A 25,189-nucleotide genomic window follows, 5' to 3' on the forward strand; every position below is an offset into this window, starting at 1 on the left:
CTGAAAAGAAACAGTTTAAAAATTAAGGATTATAGGTAGGAGTATTGAACGTTATGGAAAAAATTTGGTTTAGTGAATACCAAAAAACAGGCATTCCAGAGACTGTTGAACTTCCAGCAGAAAATACATCTCTAAATGATGTTTTTGAGCGCAACTTTCAAAAGTTTGCCGCACGTGATGCCTTTATCTTCATGGATAAAGTTCTAACTTTTGGTCAATTAGACGAAGAAAGTCGTAAATTTGCGACATATTTACAAAGTTTAGGATTGGCTAAAGGTGCACGTGTTGCTGTAATGATGCCTAACGTTCTTCAATATCCTATCGTGGCTTTAGGTGTTTTCCGTGCAGGTTTAGTACTTGTAAATGTGAATCCACTTTATACTTCGCGTGAATTAGAGCATCAATTAAATGACTCTGGTTCAGAAGCTTTAGTAATTATTGAGAACTTTGCAGCTGTATATCAAAAGATATTAGGTAAGACTCCAGTTAAACATGTGGTTGTTGCATCTGTGGGTGACTTGCTTGGTACGCTGAAAGGTACCATTGTAAACTTTGTTTTACGCTCTGTTCGTAAACAAGTTCCTGCATGGGATATTCCGGGTCATGTACGCTTTAATGCAGCAATGTCTAAAGTAAGTGCAAGCAACTACAAACGCCCGAATCTTACTTTAAGTGATACTGCAGTACTTCAATACACAGGCGGTACTACAGGTGTATCTAAAGGTGCAGAGTTAACACATCGCAACTTGGTTGCGAATATGTTGCAGTGTGATGGTATTTTCCAAAGTAAATTTGGTAAGCAAGATGGTCAACCAGATGATCGTATCTTCTGTGCTTTACCGCTGTATCACATTTTTGCATTTATGGTATGTGCGCTTTATGGTATGTACAAAGGTCAAGCAAACGTACTTATTCCAAACCCGCGTGATCTACCTGCGGTCATTAAAGAGCTTCGTAAGTATCAACCAACATTCTTCCCTGCGGTAAATACATTGTTTAATGCACTTGTAAATAACGAAGAATTTAAGCAACTTGACCACAGTAAAATGAAGATGGCGATGGGTGGTGGTATGGCTGTATTGCCATCGACTGCTGAAGCGTGGAAAAAAGTAACAGGTACAAATATTATCGAAGGTTATGGTTTATCTGAAACCTCACCTGTAGCAACAGCAAATCCACCTGCATCTATGGAATTTAGTGGTTCAATTGGTATTCCATTACCACTTACTGAAGTTGCTATTTTAGATGATGATGGCAATGAAGTTCCTCTTGGTGAACAAGGTGAAATTTCAATTCGTGGTCCACAAGTTATGAGGGGCTATTGGAACCGTCCTGATGAAACTGAAAAAGTCATGACGAATGGTTTCTTCCGTACGGGTGACATTGGTGTAATGAATCCACAAGGTTTCGTTAAAATTGTTGACCGTAAAAAAGATATGATTTTAGTCTCTGGCTTTAATGTATATCCTTCAGAAATTGAAGAAGTTGTTGCTCAGCATCCAAAAGTGTTGGAAGTTGCAGTTATTGGTGTGCCAGATGAAAAATCAGGTGAAATTCCAAAATTATTCGTTGTGAAAAAAGATCAATCTTTAACAACTGAAGAAATTTTAGCATTTGCGAAAGAAAACTTAACAGGCTATAAGCGCCCACGTTATGTTGAATTCATGGATGAATTACCAAAATCGAACGTAGGTAAAATTTTACGTAAAGATTTACGTAAGCCTGCATAAGTCATGAAATAAAAAAAAGCGCCTTATGGCGCTTTTTTTTATTTCTTTAAAAACCATCTATCGATATAGGGGCGACCTACACCAAAGATGCCAAGAAAAATAAACATGGTGCCAAATTGGCGTAAGAAACTTGGATTTTTAAATGCACCATAACTCAGCACGTTATCAATGAGGCAATATACACATAGAATTGCAACCCATAAACCGAGTGACATACGCTTAACAGAAACTGCGTAAAATGAAATCCATAAAATTACGAATGTAAAAACAGTAGACCAAATATTAAAGTTGGCGCAAATAACACATAGTAAAAATGCAACAACTGGAATCACAATTTTAAAAGCACGATCTACTTTAAGTTGATTCTCACGTTGCATTTCAAGGACATTAAACATTTCTTCTTGATCTGGCTTCACCATAAAGTGGATCCTTAAAACAATTAAAATTGATAAAACATGACATTAAACGAAAATTTTCCATGAAATGCCATGCTATGATATGACAATAAAATCTCCATGAGAATTGCCTTCATGCAAAGTATAAGTGGAATTGTTTATCTAATTTTGATTGCATGTCTTTTACCCTATGTTTTTGCAATCATTGCTAAAAAAGTTGGTGGTTTTAAAGCGCAAGATAATCAAGAGCCTAGAGTATTTTTAGCAAAAACGACTGGTTTGGCTGCACGCGCTAATGCAGTACAACAAAATAGTTATGAAACTTTACCATTATTTATCGCAGCTATTTTATTGGCAGAATATATGGTTGTGCCACAAGTAGTCATAATGACTTTTGGTATTGCTTATATTATTTTTAGAGTATTTTATGGTATCTGTTATTTAATTAATTGGGCAACTCTACGCTCTATTTTTTGGGTACTTGCATTACTTTGTCCTATTGCATTGCTTTTATTGGTCATTCGCATTACTGGATGAATAGCAGAGCTGAAAATATGTATTTTTCCAGAGCAGATGTATAATCGACGGAAAATTTAATTGAGAAAACGGTTATAATCGTTCTTGATTAAAAAAGATTTAACTTGTTAAAGAGTAATGCTATGAGCTACAGCAATATCCCTGCGGGTAAAGATGCACCAAATGACATCTATGTAATTATTGAAATTCCTGCAAATGCAGCACCAATTAAATACGAAATTGATAAAGATTCTGATGCATTATTCGTAGACCGTTTCATGGGTACAGCAATGTTCTACCCAGCAAACTATGGTTATGTTCCAAATACATTATCTTTGGATGGTGATCCGCTAGACGTATTAGTTGTGACTCCACATCCAGTTGAGCCAGGTTCTGTAATTCGTTGCCGTCCTGTAGGTAAATTGAATATGGAAGATGACGGTGGTGTAGATGCGAAATTAATCGCAGTTCCACATGATAAACTAACTCCAATTTACAAAGATGTTCAAGAATATACAGACCTTCCTGAATTATTGATCAAACAAGTTGAACACTTCTTTGCTCATTACAAAGATTTAGAAGCAGGTAAGTGGGTTAAATTAAGTGGTTGGGAAGGTTCTGAAGTTGCAAAACAAGAAGTTCTAAGCTCAATTGCTGCTTATGAAGAAGCAAATAAGTAATTGTTTGATGGTTTAAGTTTTTTATTTTAAAAATTTAGCCATAAAAAACCTGCACATTGTGCAGGTTTTTTTATTTACTTGAATATCTTGTGAATTAGAATAATTTCACAGGAATATCAAGGAAGATACGCCATTCGTTAGTGTCAGGCATATACATATTTTCATAAGCAGTATCTGCACGATAGTGTGAATAACGTAAACGTAGGCTTGCATCTTTAGCAAAACCAGACTGAACAGTATATTTCACTTGGTTAAAGAATTCACGTTCTTTAGCATTACTAGTAGTTAGTTCACGACTGACAACAGGCGTGTTCTTATCACCAGGTGTTGCATAAGAAGGTGTATTGGCATGAATGTTCCAACCATATACAAATGCAGAAGTCCATGCTAAGCCAGGTACACCAAATTGACTGAAGTCTAGATTATATTGAATCTGTGCAGATTTTTCTTTAAGACCATTGAAGTCAGAAAGGTATGAGTTTGGTAGATAAATACTTTGGAAACCAGATGCATGGTCACCATAATCATAACCAACATTGCCATCATTTTGTTGATATGCAAGCATTACACTGTGTGGGCCTGTTGCATAAGTTGCTGATAGTGCCCAAATTTTATTATTATATGAGTTGTCGGCAGAGCCAATATATGAATATAAATTAGCATTATCTTGTTTATCAAACTTTGTATAGTAACCACTGAAATCATAAGTAAGTGAGCTATCGTTTGCTAATGCTTGTTTGTAGTTTGTATTAATATAATGACGGTCTAGGCGATCTTTATTATCTAAGCCGTAATATGAAGCAGTGAATGCATCATTAAATTTATATTTAGCACCCCAAACATAAGCACTTTTTAAATCATTACCATCTGTAGAGATTTGATCTGACATTTGGTTTTTAGTGAATTTACCAGCGATTACATTTAAATCTTTAATTTCATTGCTAGAAATTAATGTACCAGTGAAGTATTCAGGAACTAAACGTGCTGTATTACTTGCAAAAACAGGAATATCTAAAACTTGTGTACCATAAGTTACAGTAGTGTTTGAAACACGAGCTTTTACGAAACCACCGCCACGAGTCCATTGGTCGTGAGGATTGCCATTAGCATCACGTGGAATCATGTTGTTGCCAGAGTGATCATTTCTACCTAATTTAAATGACCAGTCACCAATAACACCTGCACCAATACCTACAGTACCTTGTGTGAAACCTGTTTCTAGTTTTACGATCGCTGTTTGAGCTGCTGATCTATTATCTTCTGCACCACTTTTTTTATCGCGATCGATAAAACCAGTACGGAATAAAACAGAACCTTCAGCATCTTCAATAAGACCTTTAGATTCGCTTTGTTCGCTGGCAAAAGCTGTTGAAACAAGTGCTGCTTGAATTAAAGTAGCAAGTAATAATTTTTGTGTTTTTTGCATTGGGAGAGAGCCTCTATACAAAATAATAGTGAATGGGTGATGGATATAAATCACATTTAAAAGATGCTTATAATTAATCCTAATTAATTAAGGTTAAACACTCTTCCAATGAGGTTTATATATTTGCCTATAGAAACATGCATTTAATTTGATTAAGAATGCAGTTAACTTGCCATAATATATATGACTTATAGGCACTTTGGGTATAAAAAAATAAACTAAGATCATAAAAAAAATATATAGAAAAGGAGATCTTGTCTAAATATTGTTATTTTATCTTAACTTATGTGTGGCTTATTTTTGTGCAAATTCATAAAAATGTAAATACTTTAATATAAATTTGTTTACTTTTAATGCGTTTTTATGGTGAGGATGCTGCTGGCAATTAAATTTTTCCTATAGCGCTTTAGCTACTTATGTCGTGTGAATCAACGTCATTTATATTGTGATCTCTTTATTTGTAGCAATTTTCCTTGATGTTGTTTTCTTTTTTTTAAATTGGCACAGCAATTGCTAACTTCTTTGTGAGTTTTTAAATTAATCAAAAAAGAATCGTTCTAATGATATCAGGGGATACATAATGAAATTCACTTTAAAAGCATTAAGTCTAGCTTTCGTTGCAACTGCATCTGGTGCTACATTTGCAGATGAAAGTTCAAAATTGCCATTAGGTTTAGAGTTTAGTGGTTCAGCAGCGATTACAACAGATTATCGTTTCCGCGGTATGACACAAACGGAAAATGATCCCGCTGTACAAGTTGGTTTACAACTAACACATGAGAGTGGCTTATATGCTGGTGTTTGGGGGTCAAATGTTAAGTTGGCTACACAAGAAGTAATTGGAAAGGATGTAAATGATGAGGATGTGTTTAATACAGCACATTTAGAATTAGATCCATATATTGGTTATAGCTACACATTTGATAATGTTGCATTTACTCCATGGGTTGATGTAGGGGTGTGGTATTACGGCTACCCAAGTGCAAATAAAGATTTAGCATTTGCAGAGTATTATGCTAAAGCAGGTGTATCTGATTTAATTATGAAGGGTGATGGTCTAAATACTACAATCAATTATACGAATAAATTTTGGGGTGGTAGTGATAATGCATGGTATTTCTCATTAGGTTATGCGGTACCATTTGGTGAAACAGGTTTTGGTGCGAATGCGAATGTAGGCTATACGACTGTAAGTAATAATTCTGAAGAAAAATATTTTAACGGCAAAAACCACTATACAGATTGGAAAGTTGGCGTAACGTATGACTTTAAATCTATCGATGGTTTTTCTGCAGAGCTAGCAGCAATTGGTACTGATATTAGTAAAAAAGGTAAATCTAAAGCCGAGAAGCGCCTTAATGAAACAGGTGCAGTATTTACTTTAACTAAATCTTTCTAAGTTTTAGGTTTCAAGTAAAGAAAAAAGCCCGCAAAAAGCGGGCTTTTTTATGCCTGAGTATTTCTATAAGACAGTGCTTCTGTTAAATGGTTACTTTGGATATGCTCACTTTGTGCTAAGTCTGCAATGGTGCGTGCAACACGTAAAACCCGATGATAGGCACGAGCAGATAAATTTAGTCGTTGTTGAGCAATTTCTATAATGTTAAGTGCCTGAGTATCTAAACTTGCATATTGTTCTAATTGTTGTGGACTAAGCGCCATATTGAGGCAATTTTGCCTTTCGATCTGAAAGTTATAAGCTGCAATTACGCGAAGGCGAACTGTATCTGAATTTTCAACAGGTTTGGTATCTTGTAATTCAGATGCTTGAAGAGGTGGTACATCAATATGTAAGTCAATACGGTCTAATAAGGGCCCTGAAATTCTATTTTGATATCGTTTAATTGTCTCTGCTGAACATTGGCAACGAACATCTTGGTTAAATGCATAGCCACATGGGCAGGGATTCATTGCTGTTATTAATTGGAAGTTTGCTGGAAATGTGATTTGTCTAGATGCTCTAGAAATGACAATTTCTTTTGCTTCTAAAGGTTGTCTTAAAACCTCTAAAACTTTTCGGTCAAATTCAGGTAATTCATCTAAAAATAAAACACCTAAATGAGATAGTGTAATTTCACCTGGTTTAGGATGTGAACCGCCACCCACAAGTGCAACCGCAGATGCCGTATGGTGAGGCGCTCGAAAAGGGCGTTGACCAAAATCATGTGCAGTATTTGCAACAGAATAAATACTTGCGACTTCTAGGCTTTCTTGGGTGTTTAATGGCGGTAAAATACTTGCTAAGCGCGAAGCCAATAAGGTTTTTCCAGTTCCCGGTGGGCCTTTGAATAGTAATGAATGGCCACCAGCTGCCGCAATCTCTAAAGCACGTCTTGGTCGTAATTGACCTTTAATATCAGATAAATCGTATTTAGATTTATTGGTTTGGATATGTTGCTTATTTTCAAATGCTGTTAAAGCGTGTGAGTGATTTAAATGATCACAAACTTGTTTTAAATGATCTGCTGCAAAAGCTTCAAAATTAGGAAGTTGAGAAGCTTCTTGTGCATTTTGTGTAGGTAAAATGAGCTTGTGATTGGCTTGCTGACAAGCAATCGCAATACTAAGGGTACCTGTAATCGGTCTAAGTTGCCCATCTAAAGCAAGTTCTCCGATAAATTCAAAATCATTTGTACTTTGCTCAGATAATTGTCCAGATGCAATTAAAATCCCTAAAGCAATAGGGAGGTCTAAACGAGAACCATCTTTAGGTAAGTCTGCTGGTGCTAGATTAATTGTTAAACGCTTTGTTGGAAATTGAAAACCGCTATTAATAATTGCAGAACGAACACGGTCTTTACTTTCTCTTACTGCTGCTTCAGGTAAGCCAACAATGGTCAGTGAAGGAAGACCTTGGCTGATATGGACTTCTACCTCAATAGAAGGGGAATGGAGGCCAAGTAGCCCCCGAGTATAAATTTTTGCAAACGACATTTATTATGATCCATTGTAGTGCGTTATTTTTTATATATTTTGATGTTTTTATGCACAAACTTGGTGCTTATTATTTATTCTTTAATTGATTTTCTAGAGTTTCGACATGTTTTAGAAGTTCTTCCAAACGAATGTTGGCATTATTTAGTGCTGTTTTTTGACGTTCAATTTCATCTTGTGAAACTAAATCCATTTTTGTTACAGCTTCATTTAATAGTGCACGTAAATTGTGTTCGATATCTTTTTTCGGTAGATCAATCTGTTCCAAAATTGCTTGTAATAGCGTTTCTATCATTTGTTTTCTCTAAGAAGGAGAGTTGTATCAGCAGTGTATAACATGACTTAAATCTAGACCATAGCATTTCGGTACAAGATGGTTTTATTCAATGATGAACATCGTAATTCTTCTAGGAAAAATACGGATTTACTAGCGTATAAAAATGATTATAGGTATAGAATGTAAAAACGATAAAACATGCTTAAATTTTTATTTTCCCCCGACCTTAAAAATTTTGGCATGAAATTTGAACATAAAACCTTACTGGTGAAACAAGCCGAAGGAAAACAAACATGAAGCTAGTAACTGCAATTGTAAAACCCTTTAAACTTGATGACGTGCGTGAAGCATTGTCAGATATTGGTGTTCAAGGGATCACTGTAACTGAAGTCAAAGGTTTTGGTCGTCAAAAAGGTCATACCGAATTGTATCGTGGCGCTGAATATGTCGTTGATTTTTTACCTAAAGTAAAAATTGAAATTGCAATTAGTGATGAAATGGTTGATTCAGTGATTGAATCTATTACTCGCGTTGCAAGTACAGGGAAAATTGGTGACGGTAAAATTTTCGTAACTAATTTAGAGCAAGTCATCCGTATTCGTACAGGTGAAACAGGTGCTGATGCCGTTTAAGAGTTTGGCACGAAGTTTGCTGAGTACCTAATAACTCAAAAAAAGACTAGGTTGGGGGATACGAATGAAAAAAATGCTATTTGCGCTGAGTTTATCAGGCGCGCTTTTAGGTGGATCTGTTGCATGGGCTGAAGATGCTTCTCCAGCGTCTGTTCCTGTTGTTGAGGAAGTCGTTGTAGCAGAAGTTATCAGTGATGCAGATAATAAATTAGCAGATGTTGCATCTGTAGAATCATTAGAAGCACCTGCTTTAGAAGCAGAAGGTGCGATTCCAGAAGAAGAACCAACATTAGATACTGGTGATACAGCTTGGATTTTAGTATCAACTGCACTTGTTCTTTTAATGACAATTCCAGGTTTAGCATTATTCTATGGTGGTATGGTACGTAAAAAGAACGTATTAAGTACTATGGCACATAGCTTTGTTGCTGCAGCTGTGGTGAGTGTGGTTTGGGTTGTTATTGGTTATACACTCGCATTCAGTGAAGGAAACCTCTTTATTGGTAACCTTGATAAGTTCATGTTATCAGGTATTACAACAGAGGCGCTTTCAGGCACAATTCCAGAAATTCTTTTTGTTATTTTCCAAATGACCTTTGCAATTATTACTGTAGCCATTATTAGTGGTTCAATTGCAGAGCGTATGAAATTTGGTGCCTTTGTTGCTTTCATTGCAATTTGGGTTGTTGTTGTATATGCACCTATTACTCACTGGGTATGGGGTGGTGGTTGGTTAGGTAGCGATGGTGCACTCGACTTTGCTGGTGGTACGGTTGTTCATATCAACTCAGGTGTCGCAGGTTTAGTTGCAGCATATATGTTAGGTAAGCGCATGGGCTTAGGTCGTGAATCTATGGCACCGCATAACTTAACATTAACAGTTGTTGGTGCTAGCTTAGTTTGGGTAGGTTGGTTTGGCTTCAACGGTGGTTCTGCCTTAGGTGCAAATGGTTCAGCAGGTTATGCACTTATCGTTACTCAAATTGCAGCATCTGCAGCAGCACTTTCTTGGTTATTGGTTGAAAAACTAGTACGTGGTAAAGCATCTGTACTTGGTGGTGCTTCTGGTGCGGTAGCTGGTTTGGTTGTGATTACACCAGCAGCAGGTTTTGTGACTGTAAGCGGTGGTTTAATCATGGGTCTTATTGGTGGCGTAGTGTGCTTCTGGGGTATTACAGCACTAAAACGCATACTTAAAGCAGATGATTCCTTAGATGCATTCGGTCTTCATGGTGTAGGTGGTATTGTAGGTGCGCTATTAACAGCAGTATTTGCAAGTGAATTCATCATGGGTGATGGTGCTCCAAAAGATATGCTTGCTCAATTATGGGTGCAAACCGAAGGTGTACTAGCAACAATTGCTTATTCTGGCGTGGTAACTTTCATTATTCTTAAAGTGATAGATTTAGTGATTGGTATCCGAGTTGAATCTGATGATGAGCGCATGGGTCTAGATTTAAGTCAACATGGCGAACGCATCGAATAATAAAAAATCATTATCAATATATAGTATAAAACAGCCCGAAAGGGCTGTTTTATTTCCATATCTAGAACAATACTCTACAAATACTATTATTTTTGCTACACTCTAAACTCATTCAAATTTGTTTAATAAAACCGCTATGCATTGTCCTTTTTGCAACGCTGAAGATAGTAGAGTAATCGATTCACGGTTAGCAGCTGAAGGCTGTCAAATTCGTAGACGTCGTGAATGTATTAGTTGTGGCGAGCGTTTTACAACATTTGAAACCTATGAAGTTGTAATGCCACGTGTTATTAAATCGGATGGGAAAAGTGAACCATTTGATGAAGCAAAAATGCGTCGTTCACTTATGCATGCTTTACAAAAACGTCCTGTAACTCAAGAGCAAATCGAAACCGTATTAAGTGATATTCACTTACAAATTCGTAGACTAGGTGAACGAGATGTTAAATCTCGCACCATTGGCGAAATTGTCATGCAATCATTATTTGCTCTAGATCATGTTGCTTATGTGCGTTTTGCATCTGTTTACCAAGACTTTCAAGATGTAGAAGCATTTCGTCGTCAAATTGAGCAAATGCAACATCGCGATCTTCAAGATTAAGTTTAGAGATTTAGTACACCATGTTCGAGCCCATTCAAAATCCAAAACACCAAGATCAGGTGTGGATGCAACGTGCTATAGCACTTGCAAAACTTGGGCAATATTCAACAAAACCCAATCCCAATGTTGGCTGTGTCATTGTTAAAGATGGTCAATTGGTTGGGGAAGGTTTTCATCCTAAAGCAGGGCAACCACATGCCGAAGTGTTCGCAATGCGAGAAGCGGGCGAACAGGCCAAAGGTGCAACGGCTTATGTGACTTTAGAGCCATGTGCACATTATGGTCGTACACCGCCATGTGCAAAAGGTTTGGTCGAAGCTGGTGTAACGAAAGTTGTTATTGCATGTCCTGATCCTAATCCGTTGGTGGCAGGTAAAGGAGTGCAAATTTTAAAAGATGCTAGCATTGAAGTTGAAACAGGCATTTGTGAAGCAGAAGCACATCAGCTTAATTTGGGATTTTTAAAAACAATGGCAACAGGTATGCCTTATGTTCGTTTAAAAGTCGCATCAAGTTTAGATGGTCGAATAGCAATGGCATCTGGTGAATCTAAATGGATTACAGGTAGTGAAGCTCGACAAGATGTACAGCATTGGCGTGCAATTTCAGGTGCTGTAGTCACAGGAATTGAAACGGTTTTAGCCGATGATTGCCAGTTGAATGTAAGACAGTTAGATAATGTAGAAGATATTTCTACAGTTGTTCAACCTTTACGTATTATTTTAGATCGACAAGGACGCTTGCCATTAACTGCTAAAATTTTAGAGCAACCAAAAACGGTGATGGTTATGGGACCATATCGTAAAGAGCTAGAAAATTTAGGCGTGGTTCAATTACAAATTCAGCCCTTAAATGAATTATTACGAACTTTAGCACAGCAATATCAAGTTTATGATGTATTGGTTGAAGCAGGTGCAACGCTATCAACTGCATTTTTAACAGAGCAGTTAGTTGATGAATTATTGAGTTATGTTGCACCTACTTTTTTAGGGCAAACTGCTCGTGCAATGTTTAATGCGGAATTTAATCGTATGGTAGAGCAACTTCGTTTTAAACTTATAGATGTTACCCAAGTAGGGAATGACGTTCGTTTGACGCTTATTCCCTCTCAAGAGACAGTATGAATCCAGAGTCTACGGTTTACCACAAGCGTCGTCATGCGGCGCGTACTACCGATGAATACCTTTTCCATCAATTGGTTCCTTATTTAGGAAACAAACGCCGTTTATTACATCTGATTTTAGAAGCGCTTGAGAGTACGGGAACTTTAAATCGAAAAGATGGTCGTGCGCCTATTTTTGCAGACTTTTTTGCAGGCTCAGGTGTGGTTTCACGTTTGGCACGTCAAAATGGTTATCGTGTCATTGCTAATGATTGGGAACCGTATAGCCACGCTTTAAATAGTGCAATTTTATCTTGCACGGAAGCGCCTGCATTTAAAGAGTTGGGTGGCTATCAAAAAGCCATTGATTACTTGAACCGTTTACCTGAAGTGAAAGGTTGGGTTACACACAATTTATGTCCTCGCAATGATGAAATTTATGATCCTGCAAAAGATCGTTTATTCTTCAAACGCCGTAATGGTATGCGTATAGATGCTATTCGTCAGCAAATTGCGACATGGCAAGCGCAAGGTGCGATTGATGATGTTGAAATGTCAGCATTACTTGCTCCTTTATTGTATTCAGCGAGTTTTGTGAGCAATACATCGGGTGTATTTAAAAGCTTCCATCATGGATGGGGTGGTAAAACACAAACGGCTTTGGAACGTATTGAGTCGTTACTTTGGTTAACGCCAAGTCGCTTTTGTGAAATTGGTGATGCGAAAAAACCTGCTGCTGAAATGTGGTGTGTAGATGCACAGCATTTAGCAAATCAAATGAGTGGTTTTGAAGTTGATGTTGCTTATTTAGATCCACCATATAATCAACATGCTTATAGCAGTAATTATCACGTTTTAAATGCTTTAACTTTATGGGATCAGGTCGATTTACCAACCCCAGATACTAAAGGTTTTAAGAGTGGTATTGACCGTGCTTGGCGTAAAGAAAGACCAAGCCCGTACAACTCTTCTAAGCATGCTCAAGAAGCCTATGAAAAGTTATTGGCAACGATTAATGCACGATATATTCTAACGAGCTATTCTACCGATGGTAATATTAGTGCGACAGATTTATTGCAAGCGAATTTGAAGCGTGGTCGTGTAACGCTGCTAACGCAAGATGTACCTCGTTACCGCGTGAGTAAACAGCGTCAGTCGGAAAGAGCACGTGTACTTGAGTTTATTGTGATTACAGATACGCATGGTAAATCTGGACCACCAATTCGTCAGTTACTTGGTCAATTGCATCATTTTGCAGAGTTAGGCGGTGTAGACACGACAGGTGTTAGCACACAATTGGCATTATGGTAAAAGTCTATAAAATTTGAGAAAACCTATGTTCACAGGCATTATTGAAAGCGTTGGAAAAGTTGAAAGTTTACAAAGCATAGGCGGAGATGTCCGTTTACGTATTCAAACAGACCTCGATATGTCAGATGTACATTTAGGTGATTCAATTGCAACCAATGGTATTTGCCTAACAGTGACTGATTGGGGAAACAATTGGTATGCTGCTGATGTGTCGCGTGAAAGTTTAAATCGTACAACTTTAGGTCAATGGAAAGTTGGTCAGCGTGTAAATGTTGAAAAAGCGATGCTTCCTACTACACGATTTGGTGGACATATTGTAAGTGGACATGTCGACGTTGTTGGTGAAATTACAGTGGTTAAATCAGATGCACGTTCATTGTATTTTGAAGTGACAGCACCTGCTGAAATTGCACGTTATTTGGCAGAAAAAGGCTCGGTGACTGTTGATGGTATTAGTCTTACTATCAACCACTTACGTGGTAATGTCATGAGTCTTAACTTAATTCCTCATACTGCAGAAAGAACCAATATTGGTACTTGGCAAGTGGGAGCTAAAGTTAATTTAGAAGTAGATGTATTGGCACGTTATATTGAGCGTTTATTGTTAGGCGATAAGGCTGCTGAAACAAAACCACAATCAAAACTTAGCATGGACTTCCTTGCTGAAAATGGCTTTTTGAAATAAGCTATAAGAGTAAAAAACAGGCAGTCTAGTTGAAAAATTAGACTGTTTTTTATTTTTTAGTCGATTTTAGTGTTTAAATAGAAGTAGTTTAAATTTTGGAAAGGTGTAAATGTTCGATTTTTTACTGAACCTTGAACAATGGTTGCCTGTGTTATTAGAAAACTATGGCGTGTGGATCTATGCAATTTTATTTTTAGTCATTTTTGCAGAGACCGGTTCAGTATTCATGTTTTTCCTTCCAGGTGATAGCTTGCTGATTGCTATAGGTGCTTTGTGCTCGTCAACTGATGTAATTCATCTACATTACATGGCAATCACGTTATTTACGGCAAGTACTTTAGGGTATACCGTTAATTATTATACGGGTAGCATTTTAGGCATTAAATATTTCAACAAACACACACGCTACTTTAAACCTGAATACTTAGTTAAAACCAATCATTATTTCACTAAACATGGCGGGAAAACGATTTTAGTTGCACGCTTTGTACCATTTGTTCGTTCATTTGCACCATTTGCAGCAGGTGCGACAAACATGAATTTTGCATCCTTTACAGCATATAATGTGATTGGCGGTATGCTTTGGATTGGATTGTTACTTGGTATTGGCTATGGCTTAGGTCATACTTTACATGCTGTGGTTGGGTTCTTTTAATTTTAAGCATTTGGCTCTAAAAACAAAAAATCTAAAGTATATGATTTGAAATACTTTAGATTTGAATGTACGTAAAATTAAAGTAATTAGTCCGAAAATTTCGAACTTTTCAATATATATTCAATTTCTTCTTGAGTTGCTGCATGCAATTTTGCACGAAAAGCTGTAACAGCTTGCTCAATTAAACTCTCCGCTTCTAACTCTAAACGAATACGAACACTGTCGAGCTCAGACAGCATTTCACTATCTTTTACAGATAAATTATCTGCAATATTCTTAGGATTTTTTTCATAACGATTGGTGTAGCTTTGAGTTTCTTGTACTAGATCTTGACGCATGAGTTGAAGCTCTTTTGCTTGTTCTGCAAATTTTCGCTCTTCATCTAATTGCAATTGTTTAGCAAACTCTGCTTCTTCAGCACGTTTATCTTCCAGTTTCTTTTCTAAAGCTTGTTGATGTCGAATGCGAGCTTCTTCAATCAACTGTGCTTTTAATTCTGCATAAGCAACATCAATTTTTTGCAAAGATTTTTGCTGTTCTTGTTTGTCTCGTTCAATCCAAGCTTGTAATTGAACTTCAGGTTTTAGAATATCGAAGATACGATGGAGGTCATCAAGATATGCTTGACGCACAGCTTCAGGTGCTTCTAACCAACGCTGTTTAAAATCTTGTCCGACATTTAATGCCACCATCTTTCTCCTTTATTGTATAGCTTAGAGTTTATACGTTTTTGGTTCTATGCCAAAACGGCGATACTGTTTAAACTTTTCACGACCGAGTTGTTTTGCCGAATCACTATTTTCAATAATCTCAATAATGTGACTAAATTTCTCAAATTGTTCAAGTGCTTGGTCATTAAAATTAAAAATGATCCAATCTGACTGTTCTGGAAGCTTTGCTGAAATACAAATAGGTGCATTTGCATTATCAACTCCATGCGGAATAAAGCTGGTTGCATCAAAGCTCCATAAACGGTCATCAAGTTGCTGTTGTAACTCTAAGTTTTCACACAGCAACCAGATTTTTTCAGATTTTTTTAAAATCTTACGACATAAACGGCAAGTACTTTCGACTCGCCGTTCAGGACTTTTTTCAAAAAGATAAAAGCTAATTTTAGCCATTCGATTGAGCGCGATTTGCTAAGAATTGCATTAATAGTGGAACAGGACGACCTGTAGCGCCTTTGTTTGCACCAGAGGTCCAAGCTGTACCGGCAACATCTAAATGTGCCCAACGGTAGTCACGTGTAAAACGCTCTAAGAAACAAGCAGCTGTTACAGAACCTGCTTTAGGACCACCAATGTTTGCAATATCGGCAAATGGAGAATCAAGTTGCTCTTGATAGTCTTCAATGACTGGCATGCGCCATACACGGTCAAATGAATGTTGACCTGCTGTATCAATTTCTGCGGCAAGTTCATCATCTGGTGTAAATAGACCTGTTAATACTGAGCCTAATGCAACTACACATGCACCTGTTAGTGTTGCAATATCAATCACAAGAGCAGGGTTGAAACGCTTGATGTATGTCAATGTATCGCAAAGAACTAAACGACCTTCGGCATCTGTGTTTAAAATTTCAACAGTTTGACCGCTCATTGTTGTTACGATGTCACCAGGGCGAGTTGCATGACCTGAAGGCATGTTTTCAGCAGCAGCAATTGCACCAACAACATGAATAGGAAGCTGAGATTCGCAAAGTGCACGAATGGTACCTAATACAGATGCAGAGCCACACATATCATATTTCATTTCATCCATGCCTAAGCCTGGTTTAAGTGAAATACCACCTGTATCAAATGTCACACCCTTACCCACTAGCACGACAGGTGCTTCTTTACGATTACCTTGGTATTCAAGTGTAATAATACGACCTGGACGATCTGAGCCTTTACTTACTGCAAGGAAAGCACCCATACCTAGATCAGCCATTTGTTGCTCATCTAATACAGTTACTTTTAATAAATTCGGATATTCTGCAGCTAAAGCTTGTGCTTGTTCAGCTAAATATTCTGGGAAGCAAATGTTGCCAGGGCGGTTGCCTAGGTTACGTGCTAAATTTTGCCCAGATTGAATTGCTTCAATTAATGATAATTGTTGCTGATTTAATGGGCTGTTTTTTGCAATTAGATTGATTTGTTCAAGAATAAAGTCATTCTTTTTAGATTTATATTCATCAAAAGAGTAAGCCGCTTGTGTCAGGCTAAGTGCGAATAAATAATGTAAGTCTTGTGGAAGTGCAGAAATATCAACACTAATTTGTTTGAATTTTTTTTGTGAAGACTTGATAATTGTTTGAGCAATTTTTGATAATTTCGCAGCTTTAAGTTCGGTTGCTTTGCCAATACCAATAAATACGCTGTGAGTGCAATCAGATACTTGCCCAATTAACGCTAAAGTTTCACCTAAAGCTGATTTAAATTGTGTTGATTCAATAATTGTATTTAAGTTATTGATTTGATAGGTATTGGTAGCATGTTGAACTTGTTCTGAATCAACTAATATCAACAAAGATTGGTTCGATGCATTCTCTTGGAATGACTGGTTAATACTGAGTTTCATATGCGATTTTCATGCCTTTGTAAGGTTTAGTTCCATTGAAACATTTTGATGAATAGAGTTTCAATGTGCAACATGAGTATAGTTCTATATTTTTAACATTAGGGTAAACTAGTGTAGGTTTTTTTACCCAGCTTTTTGGAAGAATTAATTTGATTATTCGGCGTTATCTGGTCAAGCAAGTTGTATCGACATCATTAGTGGTGGTCTCTTTATTGACCTTGATCATGATGGGTGGTCGTTTGATCAAATATTTTGGTGTTGCTGCGCAAGGTCGTTTAGATGTAAGCATCTTATTTAGCATTGTGGGTTATCGTTTACCTGAGTTTTTAACCCTTATTTTACCCTTGGGTTTTTTCATTGGTTTAATGTTGGTTTTTGGTCGTTTATATGTCGACCATGAAATGGCGGTATTCAATAGTAGTGGGGTGAGCCGAAATCGTTTAGGTCGATTATTAGTACCCATGACGGTTGTCTTTTTGGCAGTACAATCATTTTTAATGTTATGGGCAGCACCATGGGGATTACGTCAGTTTGAAGAGTTGACTTCTGCACAAGCGGTAAGAACAGGGTTTGACTTGGTTCGTCCAAAAGAATTTGTATCTTCAGGTGCGTATACCATTTATGCAGGTGATTTGTCTGAAGATAGGAGAAATCTAAAAGATATTTTCTTCTATCAAAAAGCAGATAGAGAAGGGCGCCCTGATGTTGTGATTCTGGCAAAAGAAGCAACACGAATTGAAATGCCAAATGATAGTGCCAATGTGGTTGATTTGACTGAAGGTCGTCGTTACGAAATTTTCCCAAATAGTCCTAAATATACGCAGATTGAGTTTCAGACTTATCGTTTACGCTTAGAAAATAATAAAGAAGCGAAGTTTGAAAGTACTGAGGTTGAGGCTTTACCAACATCTAAACTTTGGCAGAATAGAGAAGATGCTGTTGTTTCAAGTGAGCTGTGGTGGCGTGTATTTGTACCATTTGCCATGTTTGTTGCATTAATTTTGGCTTTAGCTCTATCAGAGGTGAGTCCTCGCCAAGGTCGTTATTTAAAATTATTTCCTGCATTGTTAATTTTTGCGAGTTTAATTGTGGTTCTAATGGCTATTAAGACTCGTGTTAGTAAAGAAGAATTAGGCGCATGGGCTTATCCTGTAGCATTACTTGTTTATGGTGGTGTTGGGGTATTGTTCTTAAGAAGGCCTAATCTTGCACCCAAAATTAAGCAAAGAATTCAACGAGTGGGGTCTTAATAATGTTCGCACGCCGAATTGTTGCAAAACATGTGACCAAAACAACTGCACTAGCAATGTTAGGAACAACATTTGTATTAGCAGGTTTACAGGTTCTTTTTTCCTATTTAGGTGAATTGAGCTCGTTGAAAGATGGTTATGGTGCTTTGGATGCCTTGAAATATGTACTTTGGGGTGCTCCAAGATATTTATATGAGATTCTACCGATCTCTGCCTTAATTGGCGCTGTATTAGGTTTAGGTGCTTTGGCATCAAATAGTGAACTTATTATTATGCGTGCTTCAGGAATTAGCCTGTGGCGTATTGTTGGCTGGGTTATTCGCTCTGCTTTAATTTTGGTGGTTTTATCTTTTGCTTTAAGCGAGTGGGTAACTCCATATACCAATGAAAAAGCACAGAGTGTGAAAGGGCACCGAAGTGTTGCAGAACTGGGCTCTGTAAGTGGATATTGGACTCGTGAAGGGCAACGTTTTATTTATATTGATTATGCAAATTCATCTGGACAGTTAAAAAATATCCAAGTGATCGATTTAGATAAAAATTACAATATGCGCGGTGTGATTAATGCTGAACAAGGTAATTTTGTTAAAGATGGTACATGGACATTAGAAAACGTAGATAGAACTGATGTATTACCCAATGGTAATGCTGTTTTAGAAAAAGTAGATCAGCAACCTCTTTCTATGGCATTACAGCCTAAGTATGTACACATGGTAACGATTGATCCTGAAAAACTATCTCCAAGTCAGTTGGTAAGTTTTATCAGTTATATGCATGAATATAGTCAAGTTCCTAAAACATATCAGTTGGCATTTTGGCAAAAGGTAGCATCTCCATTTGCACTTATTGCTTTAGTTGTTATTGCATGTTCATTTATTTTTGGTCCATTGCGTCAACAATCTATGGGTTTTCGCTTGGTCATTGCGATGTTCACAGGCTTAGGTTTTTACTATCTGCAAGACTTTTTAGGGTATGCAAGTTTAGTGTATTCACCTTCTCCAGCATGGTTTGTATTTTTACCAATTCTTCTTATTTTTGCTGCTGGTGGCTACTTGCTTCACCGTGCAAGATAAAAATGTATTGAATTGAAGAAAACAATGTTCATCAGTGGCTTAAACCATCGATAGAACATAGAGTCTTTATCGAAATTTCGGTAAAATGTATTGATTAATTTGTAAACAGAAAAGAGTGTATATCATGACGGTTGCAACTGCTGGCAAAATTCCTCACGTTTTAGTCATTATGGATGGCGTGGGACACCGTGTAGAGGTTGAAGATAATGCCTTCTTAGCAGCAAAACGCCCAAATTTGACTGCAATGCAGGAAAAGCATCCGCATGGTTTGATTTCTGGTTCAGGAGAAGATGTTGGTCTTCCTGATGGACAAATGGGTAACTCAGAAGTGGGTCACATGAACTTGGGTGCAGGTCGTGTGTTGTACCAAGACTTTACTCGTATTACAAAAGATATTCGTACAGGTGCTTTCTTCGAGCATGAAGTACTTGTAGATGCTGTAGAAAAAGCCAAAGCTGCAAATGGTGCAGTGCATATTTTGGGCTTATTGTCTGAAGGTGGCGTACATTCACATGAAGACCATATTGTTGCAATGGTTGAACTTGCATTAAAACGCGGTGCAACAGTTTATTTACACGCATTCTTAGATGGTCGTGATACACCACCAAAAAGTGCTCAGCCGTCGCTTGAAAAATTAGAAGCTGTATTTGCTCAATACCCTGGTCAAGGTCGTATTGTGACGATGATTGGTCGTTATTTTGCAATGGATCGAGATAACCGTTGGGATCGTGTAGAACAAGCATATCGTTTACTTACAGAAGGCGAAGCGGCTCGTACTGTTACAACTGCTACAGAAGGCTTAGAGTTGGCTTATGCAGCAGAAGAAACTGATGAGTTTGTTAAAGCAACACGCATTGGCGATATTGCTAAAATTCAAGATGGCGATAGCGTTGTATTCATGAACTTCCGTGCTGACCGTGCACGTGAAATAACAAAAGCATTTGTTGAAAAAGATTTTGCAGGTTTTGAACGTAAAGTTGTGCCAAATTTATCTAAATTTGTCATGCTTACACGCTATCAAGCAACAATTGATGCACCAGTTGCATATATGCCTGAAGCACTCAAAAATTCGCTTGGCGAATACTTGTCAGATTTAGGTAAAACGCAATTACGTATTGCTGAAACTGAAAAATATGCACATGTGACATTCTTCTTTAGTGGTGGTCGTGAAGATGAATATGTTGGTGAAAAACGTATTCTTATTCCATCCCCTAATGTTGCAACGTATGACTTAAAACCTGAAATGAGTGCGTATGAAGTAACAGATGAACTTGTTGCTGCAATTAATTCAGGTGAGTTTGATTTATTGGTTGTGAACTTTGCAAATGGTGACATGGTTGGTCATACTGGTAAATTTAACGCAGCTGTGAAAGCCGTTGAAGCAGTAGATACTTGCTTAGGTCGAGTGTATGAAGCAGTTATGGCACAAAAAGGTCATATGATTGTGACAGCAGATCATGGTAATGTTGAGCAAATGCAAGATTACGTAAGTGGTCAGGTTCACACTCAACATACGACAGAACTTGTGCCATTTATCTATGTTGGACCTACACAAGCAATAATTGCAGAAGGTGGGGTGTTAGCAGATGTTGCACCAACACTATTAAGCTTAATGCAGATTCCAGTACCTGAAGAAATGAAAGGTCGTAATCTAATTACATTAGCACCATAAACAATAAATAAAGGTGAATGAATGGCTCAACGCACTCTTGTTGCTTTATTAACAACATGCTTCATGTGTTTGAGCCTTTCTCCTGCTTGGGCAAAAACAAAGCTTCAGCAGCCTGATGTTTTAAGCTTAGATGAAGAACAACAATATGAAGAAGTGCCTGTAGAGGCGATACAGAATTTTGTTCAAATATACGGCATAGTAAAAGATAACTATGTGGCTGAAAAAAATGATGAAGATTTATTTCAGCAGGCAGTTAAAGGACTTGTTTCAGGTCTAGATCGTTATTCACGTTACTTATCTCCTGAAGACTATAAGCAGCTTTTACAATATACAGAGGGCGAATTTGCATCTGTAGATTTTGATGTGGTTTTTGATCATCAATTACATCAGTGGATTATTCAGGGTTTAAAACCAGAAGCGGATTCTGCTAAACAAGGTCTGAAAAATGGACTGATTGTTTTTAAAATTGACAATCAAGAGCTAAAAAAATTAAATAATGATCAAGTGAGTAATTTGTTGTCAGGTGCTGTTGGTTCTACCATCGATATTCAACTGACAGAAAAAAGTCCACCTATTACAATCGTTAGAAATAAAAAAATAGAAACTGATGTTCAAGCTCATTTATTAAATAATCAAATTCTTGTTATTAAAGTTAAGGTATTTCAGCAAGATACTGCGAATGAAATGAAGCACTTAATTGAACAATATACGTCACCTCGTTTAAAAGGTATTTTGATTGATTTAAGAAACAACCCTGGTGGGTTGTTATCAGCTGCTGTTGAAAGTGCTGATTTATTTCTAAATCAGGGGGTGATTGTTTCAACTAAAAGTCGCTCTGAGGGAGATCAACAATTTCAGGCGTTACCGAGTTCCGAGTTTCTTAAATTAAAAGTGGGTATTTTAATTAATAACCGCTCAGCTTCTGCTGCAGAGGTGTTTACTGCAGCGCTGAAAGATCATGGTCGTGCATGGGTTATTGGTGATACAAGCTATGGTAAAGGCGTAGTCCAGAAACTTTTTGCCCTGTCGAACGGTGCCGCATTACAAATGACGGTTTCTCACTATTACACGCCTAAAGGTGCAATGATTGAGGGCGTTGGTATACAACCCAATCAAAAATATGTGCTACAGCCTGATATGAAAGAAGATGCTTATGTAGAGCATGTTTCGGAATTATTAATTCGTCATAAATAATTAAGATTCTTCGTCTGTATCTAGCCCAAATTTTTTCAAGCGATACCGCAAAGATCTAAATGTCATACCTAGTTTTTTTGCCGCAAGTGTTCTATTCCAATGCGTTAAATCTAAGGCATTTAATAAAATTTCTTTTTCAATATTGGCTAAATAGTTTTCTAAGCCTTCAACGGGGAGCTTATTCGAGCCTAAACCTGAATATGGCTGTTTTTCAATAGGTTGAATATTTTTTTCAACTTGTACTGAAAATTGCTTTAGGGGTGTGCTTTGTAAGTGCTGTAGATCGATACACTGTTCATCACTTAAAGTCATTGCACGTTCAATAATATTTCTTAATTCACGTACATTGCCAGGATAATATTGTTCGAGTAGAAAAATTTTTGCTTTATCGGAGAGATATTTAGGGGGAATACGCCATTCTTGTGACACACGCTGAATGAAATTCTCTGCTAATAATAAGATATCATTACCACGTGCTCTAAGAGGAGGTAAAATTAAGTCCATCACATGGATGCGAAAGAATAAATCTTGGCGAAAACGTCCTTGCTGAACCATACTATCTAAGTCTTGATGGCTTGCACTAATCACACGAAAATCCACATCAATTTCAATATCTGAACCTACAGGACGAATCCGTTTTTCTTGCACAGCTCGGAGTAGTTTTACTTGCATGTTTAGAGGAAGTTCGGCAATTTCATCTAAGAATAAACTACCGCCATGTGCCGATTGAATCAAACCTTGTTTATCTTGTGTTGCGCCAGTAAAGCTTCCTTTTTTATGACCAAAGAGCTCACTCTCCATTAAGTCTGAAGGAATAGCACCACAATTTATGGCAATAAATGGTCCTTCATTTCTATTGCTTAGACGATGTACTAAGTTTGCAACAACTTCTTTACCAGTGCCTGACTCGCCTGTAATAAAAACGGGTGCTTGAGAACGAGCAATTTTTTTAATGGTTGTGCGTAATTGCTGAATCGGGGCAGATTGACCAATCAACATCTTGTTTTCAAGTAAGTTTTCATTATTACTCTGAATAGATGTGATTGGTTTGTTTAATGCTTTGTCTAATAATTGTTGTAGGTGCTGTTGTTTAATTGGTTTATTAACGAAGTCGAAAGCACCTGCTTTGAGCGCAGAAATCGCGATATCCATATTTCCATAAGCGGTGAGTACAGCAATAGGGATGTGAGGATAGTTTTTTGAAATATGATCTACAAGCTCTACGCCATTGCCATCGGGCAAATTAAAATCGGTTAAGCAAGCATCATAATTATTTTTAGAAAGTAATGTTTTTGCTTCACTTACCTGATGGGCAACATGTGTATTCATGCCCATGCGTGATAATGTCATAGACATAAGTGTACATAAATCTTCCTCATCATCTACAAGTAAGATAAGTGGTGCTAAATCCAAAACTTTCCCCCAATGTTAATTTATTTCTATACGAGGGCATTCGATTCTAAAGCATGCCCCAGATTGTTGTTCTACATAGCTGAGTTTGGCTTGGTTTGCTTCGCAGAAACTATGTGATAAATATAATCCTAACCCAGTTCCCGTGATTTCGGTACTAAAAAATGGTTGAAATATAGAGCGAATGTTTTTGTGAGCAACGCCTTCACCAAAGTCTATGACATCTATTCTTATAAAAAGAAGGTAGCTATAAATATTTAACTTTATATGACTTTTATCTTTTGCGTTGTGTCGAATTGCATTTCGAATCAGATTAATCAGTACCTGTTGAATTTGTGATTCATCAAAATTAATAATCGAAGATGGCTCTATATCTATTTGAATTTTGTCTGCAATATCAGGCAAGTTGTCTTGAATGAATGCAGGTATAAATAAGTTTAAATTGATGAGTGATGAGTGTGTTTCATTATTTTTAACCATACTTAACGTGTCATGAATAATTTTATCTATTCGCTGAGCTTGTTTGGTAATCATTTGGCTTAATTGAAGTTGCTGAATATCATCACTACCTTGAAACAAATTATTTGCTTGAACAATAGTGGCAAGAGGGTTTCGAATTTCATGTGCAATACTGGCAGAAAGTTGCCCCAGAGAGGCAAGTTTAAGTTGCTGTGCATGTTGATTAATTCGTTTCGCATCTTGTAGTACAAGAAGCGTTAATGTTTGGTGCGGAACAATTAATTTTTGAACTTGAATATGAATATGAAAGTTACTTTGTTGAGATTCAAATTCAAATTTTTCGCCATCTTTAAGCTGATCGAATTTTAAAATTTCAAATAAGTCTGATTGTGCTTTGTAGAGTGGAAAAGGTTCTATGGCATAAAGTGGACTGATTCCTAATAATTCTCTTGCAGCAGGATTACTCAATACAATGTGGCAGTTTTCGTCTAAAACTAGATAGCCCGTTTCAATTTGCTCAAGAATATATCGATTAATATTTTGTAGCTTATTAATTTCTAAAGATTGGGTAAAGCTCCAATTTTCAAGTATTTGGAAGCGTCGAATCGTGAGCTGCCCAATAATGTAAACAACAATAAATAAAATTGCGAGAAGTGCGCTAATACTAAAATTATTAAGCGATTTAAAGGAAAAAAAACCGCTTAAAAATTGCTGATAAACCACACTAATAACAGCAACTAGAGTGATCAGTAGTGCTTTTTTTGCCTCTAAAAGTAGAGATGCTACAAAAATAGCAATTACAAATAATAGGCTAATGTGAAGACTTGGGCCATCTGAGGCAAAAGTGAGAGCACTAAAAAGTAAAACATCTAATGCAAAAAATAATGTAATTTGTCGAGCAAAATGAGATGAAGAAAACTTATAAACTAGTAGTTGAACAAAACTAAAAAATATATAAATACAAATAGATACTAAATAAAGTAAAGGGTGACCATAGTCATGCTGTAAGTTTTGATAGGTAATAAAGAATACAAAAAATAAGCAAAGAGCAATGGTAAGGCGATATATTCCATACCATAGCCCTAAACGGTATCTATTAAGCTCAGAATTGCTGTAATTAGAATACATATTGTTGTCAG

At 37.0% G+C, this 25,189-nt stretch carries 24 protein-coding genes; 15 read left to right on the forward strand and 9 right to left on the reverse strand.

Annotation, left to right across the window (positions count from 1 at the left end; all coding sequences use genetic code 11):
* Positions 1-53 precede the first annotated feature (53 nt).
* On the forward strand, positions 54-1,730 hold the full coding sequence (locus tag AC5YC8_RS11750; RefSeq protein ID WP_496164659.1) for an AMP-binding protein: 1,677 nt from the start codon (positions 54-56) through the stop codon (positions 1,728-1,730).
* Positions 1,731-1,768: 38 nt separating this feature from the next.
* Here AC5YC8_RS11750 and AC5YC8_RS11755 read toward each other — a convergent pair whose 3' ends face one another.
* Positions 1,769-2,149: a hypothetical protein gene (locus AC5YC8_RS11755; protein WP_496118157.1), complete on the reverse strand. Its 381-nt coding sequence runs from the start codon at positions 2,147-2,149 to the stop codon at positions 1,769-1,771.
* A 111-nt stretch (positions 2,150-2,260) separates the two neighbouring features.
* Here AC5YC8_RS11755 and AC5YC8_RS11760 point away from each other — a divergent pair, with 111 nt between their 5' ends.
* Both AC5YC8_RS11760 and ppa read left to right on the forward strand, forming a co-directional pair.
* The gene (locus tag AC5YC8_RS11760) at positions 2,261-2,662 is read left to right on the forward strand and encodes an MAPEG family protein (protein ID WP_496164660.1); all 402 of its coding nucleotides are present in this window, start codon (positions 2,261-2,263) and stop codon (positions 2,660-2,662) included.
* 122 nt (positions 2,663-2,784) lie between these two features.
* Positions 2,785-3,321 (forward strand): inorganic diphosphatase, encoded by a 537-nt coding sequence (gene ppa / locus AC5YC8_RS11765; RefSeq protein WP_496118153.1) that lies wholly within the window; start codon positions 2,785-2,787, stop codon positions 3,319-3,321.
* 94 nt (positions 3,322-3,415) lie between these two features.
* On the opposite strand, the gene AC5YC8_RS11770 is transcribed toward ppa, so the two are convergent.
* Complete coding sequence (locus AC5YC8_RS11770) at positions 3,416-4,747, reverse strand: OprD family outer membrane porin (protein ID WP_496164661.1); 1,332 nt, start codon at positions 4,745-4,747, stop codon at positions 3,416-3,418.
* A 580-nt stretch (positions 4,748-5,327) separates the two neighbouring features.
* Between AC5YC8_RS11770 and AC5YC8_RS11775 the strand changes: the two genes are divergently transcribed.
* Positions 5,328-6,146, forward strand: a complete 819-nt coding sequence (locus AC5YC8_RS11775; protein WP_496164662.1) for a TorF family putative porin — start codon at positions 5,328-5,330, stop codon at positions 6,144-6,146.
* 47 nt (positions 6,147-6,193) lie between these two features.
* Here AC5YC8_RS11775 and AC5YC8_RS11780 read toward each other — a convergent pair whose 3' ends face one another.
* Both AC5YC8_RS11780 and AC5YC8_RS11785 read right to left on the reverse strand, forming a co-directional pair.
* A complete protein-coding gene (locus AC5YC8_RS11780) occupies positions 6,194-7,681 on the reverse strand; it encodes a YifB family Mg chelatase-like AAA ATPase (RefSeq protein WP_496164663.1) in 1,488 nt (495 codons plus the stop codon).
* A gap of 70 nt (positions 7,682-7,751) precedes the next feature.
* Positions 7,752-7,976 (reverse strand): accessory factor UbiK family protein, encoded by a 225-nt coding sequence (locus AC5YC8_RS11785; RefSeq protein WP_496118127.1) that lies wholly within the window; start codon positions 7,974-7,976, stop codon positions 7,752-7,754.
* A 275-nt stretch (positions 7,977-8,251) separates the two neighbouring features.
* Here AC5YC8_RS11785 and glnK point away from each other — a divergent pair, with 275 nt between their 5' ends.
* The 7 genes from glnK to AC5YC8_RS11820 all read left to right on the forward strand — a co-directional run bounded on the left by glnK (position 8,252) and on the right by AC5YC8_RS11820 (position 14,430).
* Entirely contained in the window at positions 8,252-8,590 is a 339-nt protein-coding gene (gene glnK / locus AC5YC8_RS11790; protein ID WP_086174160.1) for a P-II family nitrogen regulator, read from the forward strand.
* Positions 8,591-8,654: 64 nt separating this feature from the next.
* Complete coding sequence (locus AC5YC8_RS11795; protein WP_496164664.1) at positions 8,655-10,076, forward strand: ammonium transporter; 1,422 nt, start codon at positions 8,655-8,657, stop codon at positions 10,074-10,076.
* Between the two features lie 136 nt (positions 10,077-10,212).
* Positions 10,213-10,677, forward strand: coding sequence for a transcriptional regulator NrdR (nrdR, locus tag AC5YC8_RS11800; RefSeq protein WP_496118123.1), 465 nt, complete (start codon positions 10,213-10,215; stop codon positions 10,675-10,677).
* 20 nt (positions 10,678-10,697) lie between these two features.
* Positions 10,698-11,801, forward strand: coding sequence for a bifunctional diaminohydroxyphosphoribosylaminopyrimidine deaminase/5-amino-6-(5-phosphoribosylamino)uracil reductase RibD (gene ribD, locus AC5YC8_RS11805; RefSeq protein ID WP_496164666.1), 1,104 nt, complete (start codon positions 10,698-10,700; stop codon positions 11,799-11,801).
* Positions 11,798-13,090, forward strand: a complete 1,293-nt coding sequence (locus AC5YC8_RS11810) for a DNA adenine methylase (protein ID WP_496118119.1) — start codon at positions 11,798-11,800, stop codon at positions 13,088-13,090. Before ribD ends, AC5YC8_RS11810 begins: the two co-directional genes overlap by 4 nt.
* Positions 13,091-13,115: 25 nt before the next feature.
* Positions 13,116-13,775 (forward strand): riboflavin synthase, encoded by a 660-nt coding sequence (locus tag AC5YC8_RS11815; protein ID WP_496164668.1) that lies wholly within the window; start codon positions 13,116-13,118, stop codon positions 13,773-13,775.
* A 109-nt stretch (positions 13,776-13,884) separates the two neighbouring features.
* A complete protein-coding gene (locus tag AC5YC8_RS11820; protein ID WP_496118115.1) occupies positions 13,885-14,430 on the forward strand; it encodes a VTT domain-containing protein in 546 nt (181 codons plus the stop codon).
* Between the two features lie 86 nt (positions 14,431-14,516).
* On the opposite strand, the gene blhA is transcribed toward AC5YC8_RS11820, so the two are convergent.
* The 3 genes from blhA to AC5YC8_RS11835 are packed head-to-tail and all read right to left on the reverse strand — an operon-like array spanning position 14,517 to position 16,992.
* Positions 14,517-15,122 (reverse strand): cell division protein BlhA, encoded by a 606-nt coding sequence (gene blhA, locus AC5YC8_RS11825; RefSeq protein ID WP_496118113.1) that lies wholly within the window; start codon positions 15,120-15,122, stop codon positions 14,517-14,519.
* Between the two features lie 21 nt (positions 15,123-15,143).
* Positions 15,144-15,551: a DNA polymerase III subunit chi gene (locus tag AC5YC8_RS11830; RefSeq protein WP_496164670.1), complete on the reverse strand. Its 408-nt coding sequence runs from the start codon at positions 15,549-15,551 to the stop codon at positions 15,144-15,146.
* Positions 15,544-16,992 (reverse strand): leucyl aminopeptidase, encoded by a 1,449-nt coding sequence (locus AC5YC8_RS11835; protein ID WP_496118111.1) that lies wholly within the window; start codon positions 16,990-16,992, stop codon positions 15,544-15,546. Before AC5YC8_RS11835 ends, AC5YC8_RS11830 begins: the two co-directional genes overlap by 8 nt.
* A 149-nt stretch (positions 16,993-17,141) precedes the next feature.
* Here AC5YC8_RS11835 and lptF point away from each other — a divergent pair, with 149 nt between their 5' ends.
* From lptF to AC5YC8_RS11855, 4 genes are all read left to right on the forward strand, one after another.
* A complete protein-coding gene (lptF, locus tag AC5YC8_RS11840) occupies positions 17,142-18,242 on the forward strand; it encodes an LPS export ABC transporter permease LptF (protein ID WP_496164672.1) in 1,101 nt (366 codons plus the stop codon).
* Positions 18,243-18,244: 2 nt separating this feature from the next.
* Positions 18,245-19,315 (forward strand): LPS export ABC transporter permease LptG, encoded by a 1,071-nt coding sequence (gene lptG / locus AC5YC8_RS11845; RefSeq protein WP_496118108.1) that lies wholly within the window; start codon positions 18,245-18,247, stop codon positions 19,313-19,315.
* Positions 19,316-19,439: 124 nt separating this feature from the next.
* Entirely contained in the window at positions 19,440-20,987 is a 1,548-nt protein-coding gene (gpmI, locus tag AC5YC8_RS11850) for a 2,3-bisphosphoglycerate-independent phosphoglycerate mutase (protein ID WP_496164673.1), read from the forward strand.
* Between the two features lie 21 nt (positions 20,988-21,008).
* Complete coding sequence (locus AC5YC8_RS11855) at positions 21,009-22,181, forward strand: S41 family peptidase (RefSeq protein WP_496164674.1); 1,173 nt, start codon at positions 21,009-21,011, stop codon at positions 22,179-22,181.
* Here AC5YC8_RS11855 and AC5YC8_RS11860 read toward each other — a convergent pair whose 3' ends face one another.
* Both AC5YC8_RS11860 and AC5YC8_RS11865 read right to left on the reverse strand, forming a co-directional pair.
* Entirely contained in the window at positions 22,182-23,537 is a 1,356-nt protein-coding gene (locus tag AC5YC8_RS11860) for a sigma-54-dependent transcriptional regulator (RefSeq protein WP_496164695.1), read from the reverse strand.
* A 72-nt stretch (positions 23,538-23,609) separates the two neighbouring features.
* Positions 23,610-25,178: a two-component system sensor histidine kinase NtrB gene (locus AC5YC8_RS11865; RefSeq protein ID WP_496164675.1), complete on the reverse strand. Its 1,569-nt coding sequence runs from the start codon at positions 25,176-25,178 to the stop codon at positions 23,610-23,612.
* Positions 25,179-25,189 lie beyond the last annotated feature (11 nt).

Source organism: Acinetobacter sp. FY731 (genome assembly GCF_059515905.1).

What these genes read in the sequence shown, in the direction of transcription:
- AC5YC8_RS11750 (WP_496164659.1), top strand. Translation starts at nt 54, where the DNA reads ATGGAAAAAATTTGGTTTAGTGAATACCAAAAAACAGGCATTCCAGAG.
- AC5YC8_RS11755 (WP_496118157.1), bottom strand. Translation starts at nt 2,149, where the DNA reads ATGGTGAAGCCAGATCAAGAAGAAATGTTTAATGTCCTTGAAATGCAA.
- AC5YC8_RS11760 (WP_496164660.1), top strand. Translation starts at nt 2,261, where the DNA reads ATGCAAAGTATAAGTGGAATTGTTTATCTAATTTTGATTGCATGTCTT.
- ppa (WP_496118153.1), top strand. Translation starts at nt 2,785, where the DNA reads ATGAGCTACAGCAATATCCCTGCGGGTAAAGATGCACCAAATGACATC.
- AC5YC8_RS11770 (WP_496164661.1), bottom strand. Translation starts at nt 4,747, where the DNA reads ATGCAAAAAACACAAAAATTATTACTTGCTACTTTAATTCAAGCAGCA.
- AC5YC8_RS11775 (WP_496164662.1), top strand. Translation starts at nt 5,328, where the DNA reads ATGAAATTCACTTTAAAAGCATTAAGTCTAGCTTTCGTTGCAACTGCA.
- AC5YC8_RS11780 (WP_496164663.1), bottom strand. Translation starts at nt 7,681, where the DNA reads ATGTCGTTTGCAAAAATTTATACTCGGGGGCTACTTGGCCTCCATTCC.
- AC5YC8_RS11785 (WP_496118127.1), bottom strand. Translation starts at nt 7,976, where the DNA reads ATGATAGAAACGCTATTACAAGCAATTTTGGAACAGATTGATCTACCG.
- glnK (WP_086174160.1), top strand. Translation starts at nt 8,252, where the DNA reads ATGAAGCTAGTAACTGCAATTGTAAAACCCTTTAAACTTGATGACGTG.
- AC5YC8_RS11795 (WP_496164664.1), top strand. Translation starts at nt 8,655, where the DNA reads ATGAAAAAAATGCTATTTGCGCTGAGTTTATCAGGCGCGCTTTTAGGT.
- nrdR (WP_496118123.1), top strand. Translation starts at nt 10,213, where the DNA reads ATGCATTGTCCTTTTTGCAACGCTGAAGATAGTAGAGTAATCGATTCA.
- ribD (WP_496164666.1), top strand. Translation starts at nt 10,698, where the DNA reads ATGTTCGAGCCCATTCAAAATCCAAAACACCAAGATCAGGTGTGGATG.
- AC5YC8_RS11810 (WP_496118119.1), top strand. Translation starts at nt 11,798, where the DNA reads ATGAATCCAGAGTCTACGGTTTACCACAAGCGTCGTCATGCGGCGCGT.
- AC5YC8_RS11815 (WP_496164668.1), top strand. Translation starts at nt 13,116, where the DNA reads ATGTTCACAGGCATTATTGAAAGCGTTGGAAAAGTTGAAAGTTTACAA.
- AC5YC8_RS11820 (WP_496118115.1), top strand. Translation starts at nt 13,885, where the DNA reads ATGTTCGATTTTTTACTGAACCTTGAACAATGGTTGCCTGTGTTATTA.
- blhA (WP_496118113.1), bottom strand. Translation starts at nt 15,122, where the DNA reads ATGGTGGCATTAAATGTCGGACAAGATTTTAAACAGCGTTGGTTAGAA.
- AC5YC8_RS11830 (WP_496164670.1), bottom strand. Translation starts at nt 15,551, where the DNA reads ATGGCTAAAATTAGCTTTTATCTTTTTGAAAAAAGTCCTGAACGGCGA.
- AC5YC8_RS11835 (WP_496118111.1), bottom strand. Translation starts at nt 16,992, where the DNA reads ATGAAACTCAGTATTAACCAGTCATTCCAAGAGAATGCATCGAACCAA.
- lptG (WP_496118108.1), top strand. Translation starts at nt 18,245, where the DNA reads ATGTTCGCACGCCGAATTGTTGCAAAACATGTGACCAAAACAACTGCA.
- gpmI (WP_496164673.1), top strand. Translation starts at nt 19,440, where the DNA reads ATGACGGTTGCAACTGCTGGCAAAATTCCTCACGTTTTAGTCATTATG.
- AC5YC8_RS11855 (WP_496164674.1), top strand. Translation starts at nt 21,009, where the DNA reads ATGGCTCAACGCACTCTTGTTGCTTTATTAACAACATGCTTCATGTGT.
- AC5YC8_RS11860 (WP_496164695.1), bottom strand. Translation starts at nt 23,537, where the DNA reads ATGTCTATGACATTATCACGCATGGGCATGAATACACATGTTGCCCAT.
- AC5YC8_RS11865 (WP_496164675.1), bottom strand. Translation starts at nt 25,178, where the DNA reads ATGTATTCTAATTACAGCAATTCTGAGCTTAATAGATACCGTTTAGGG.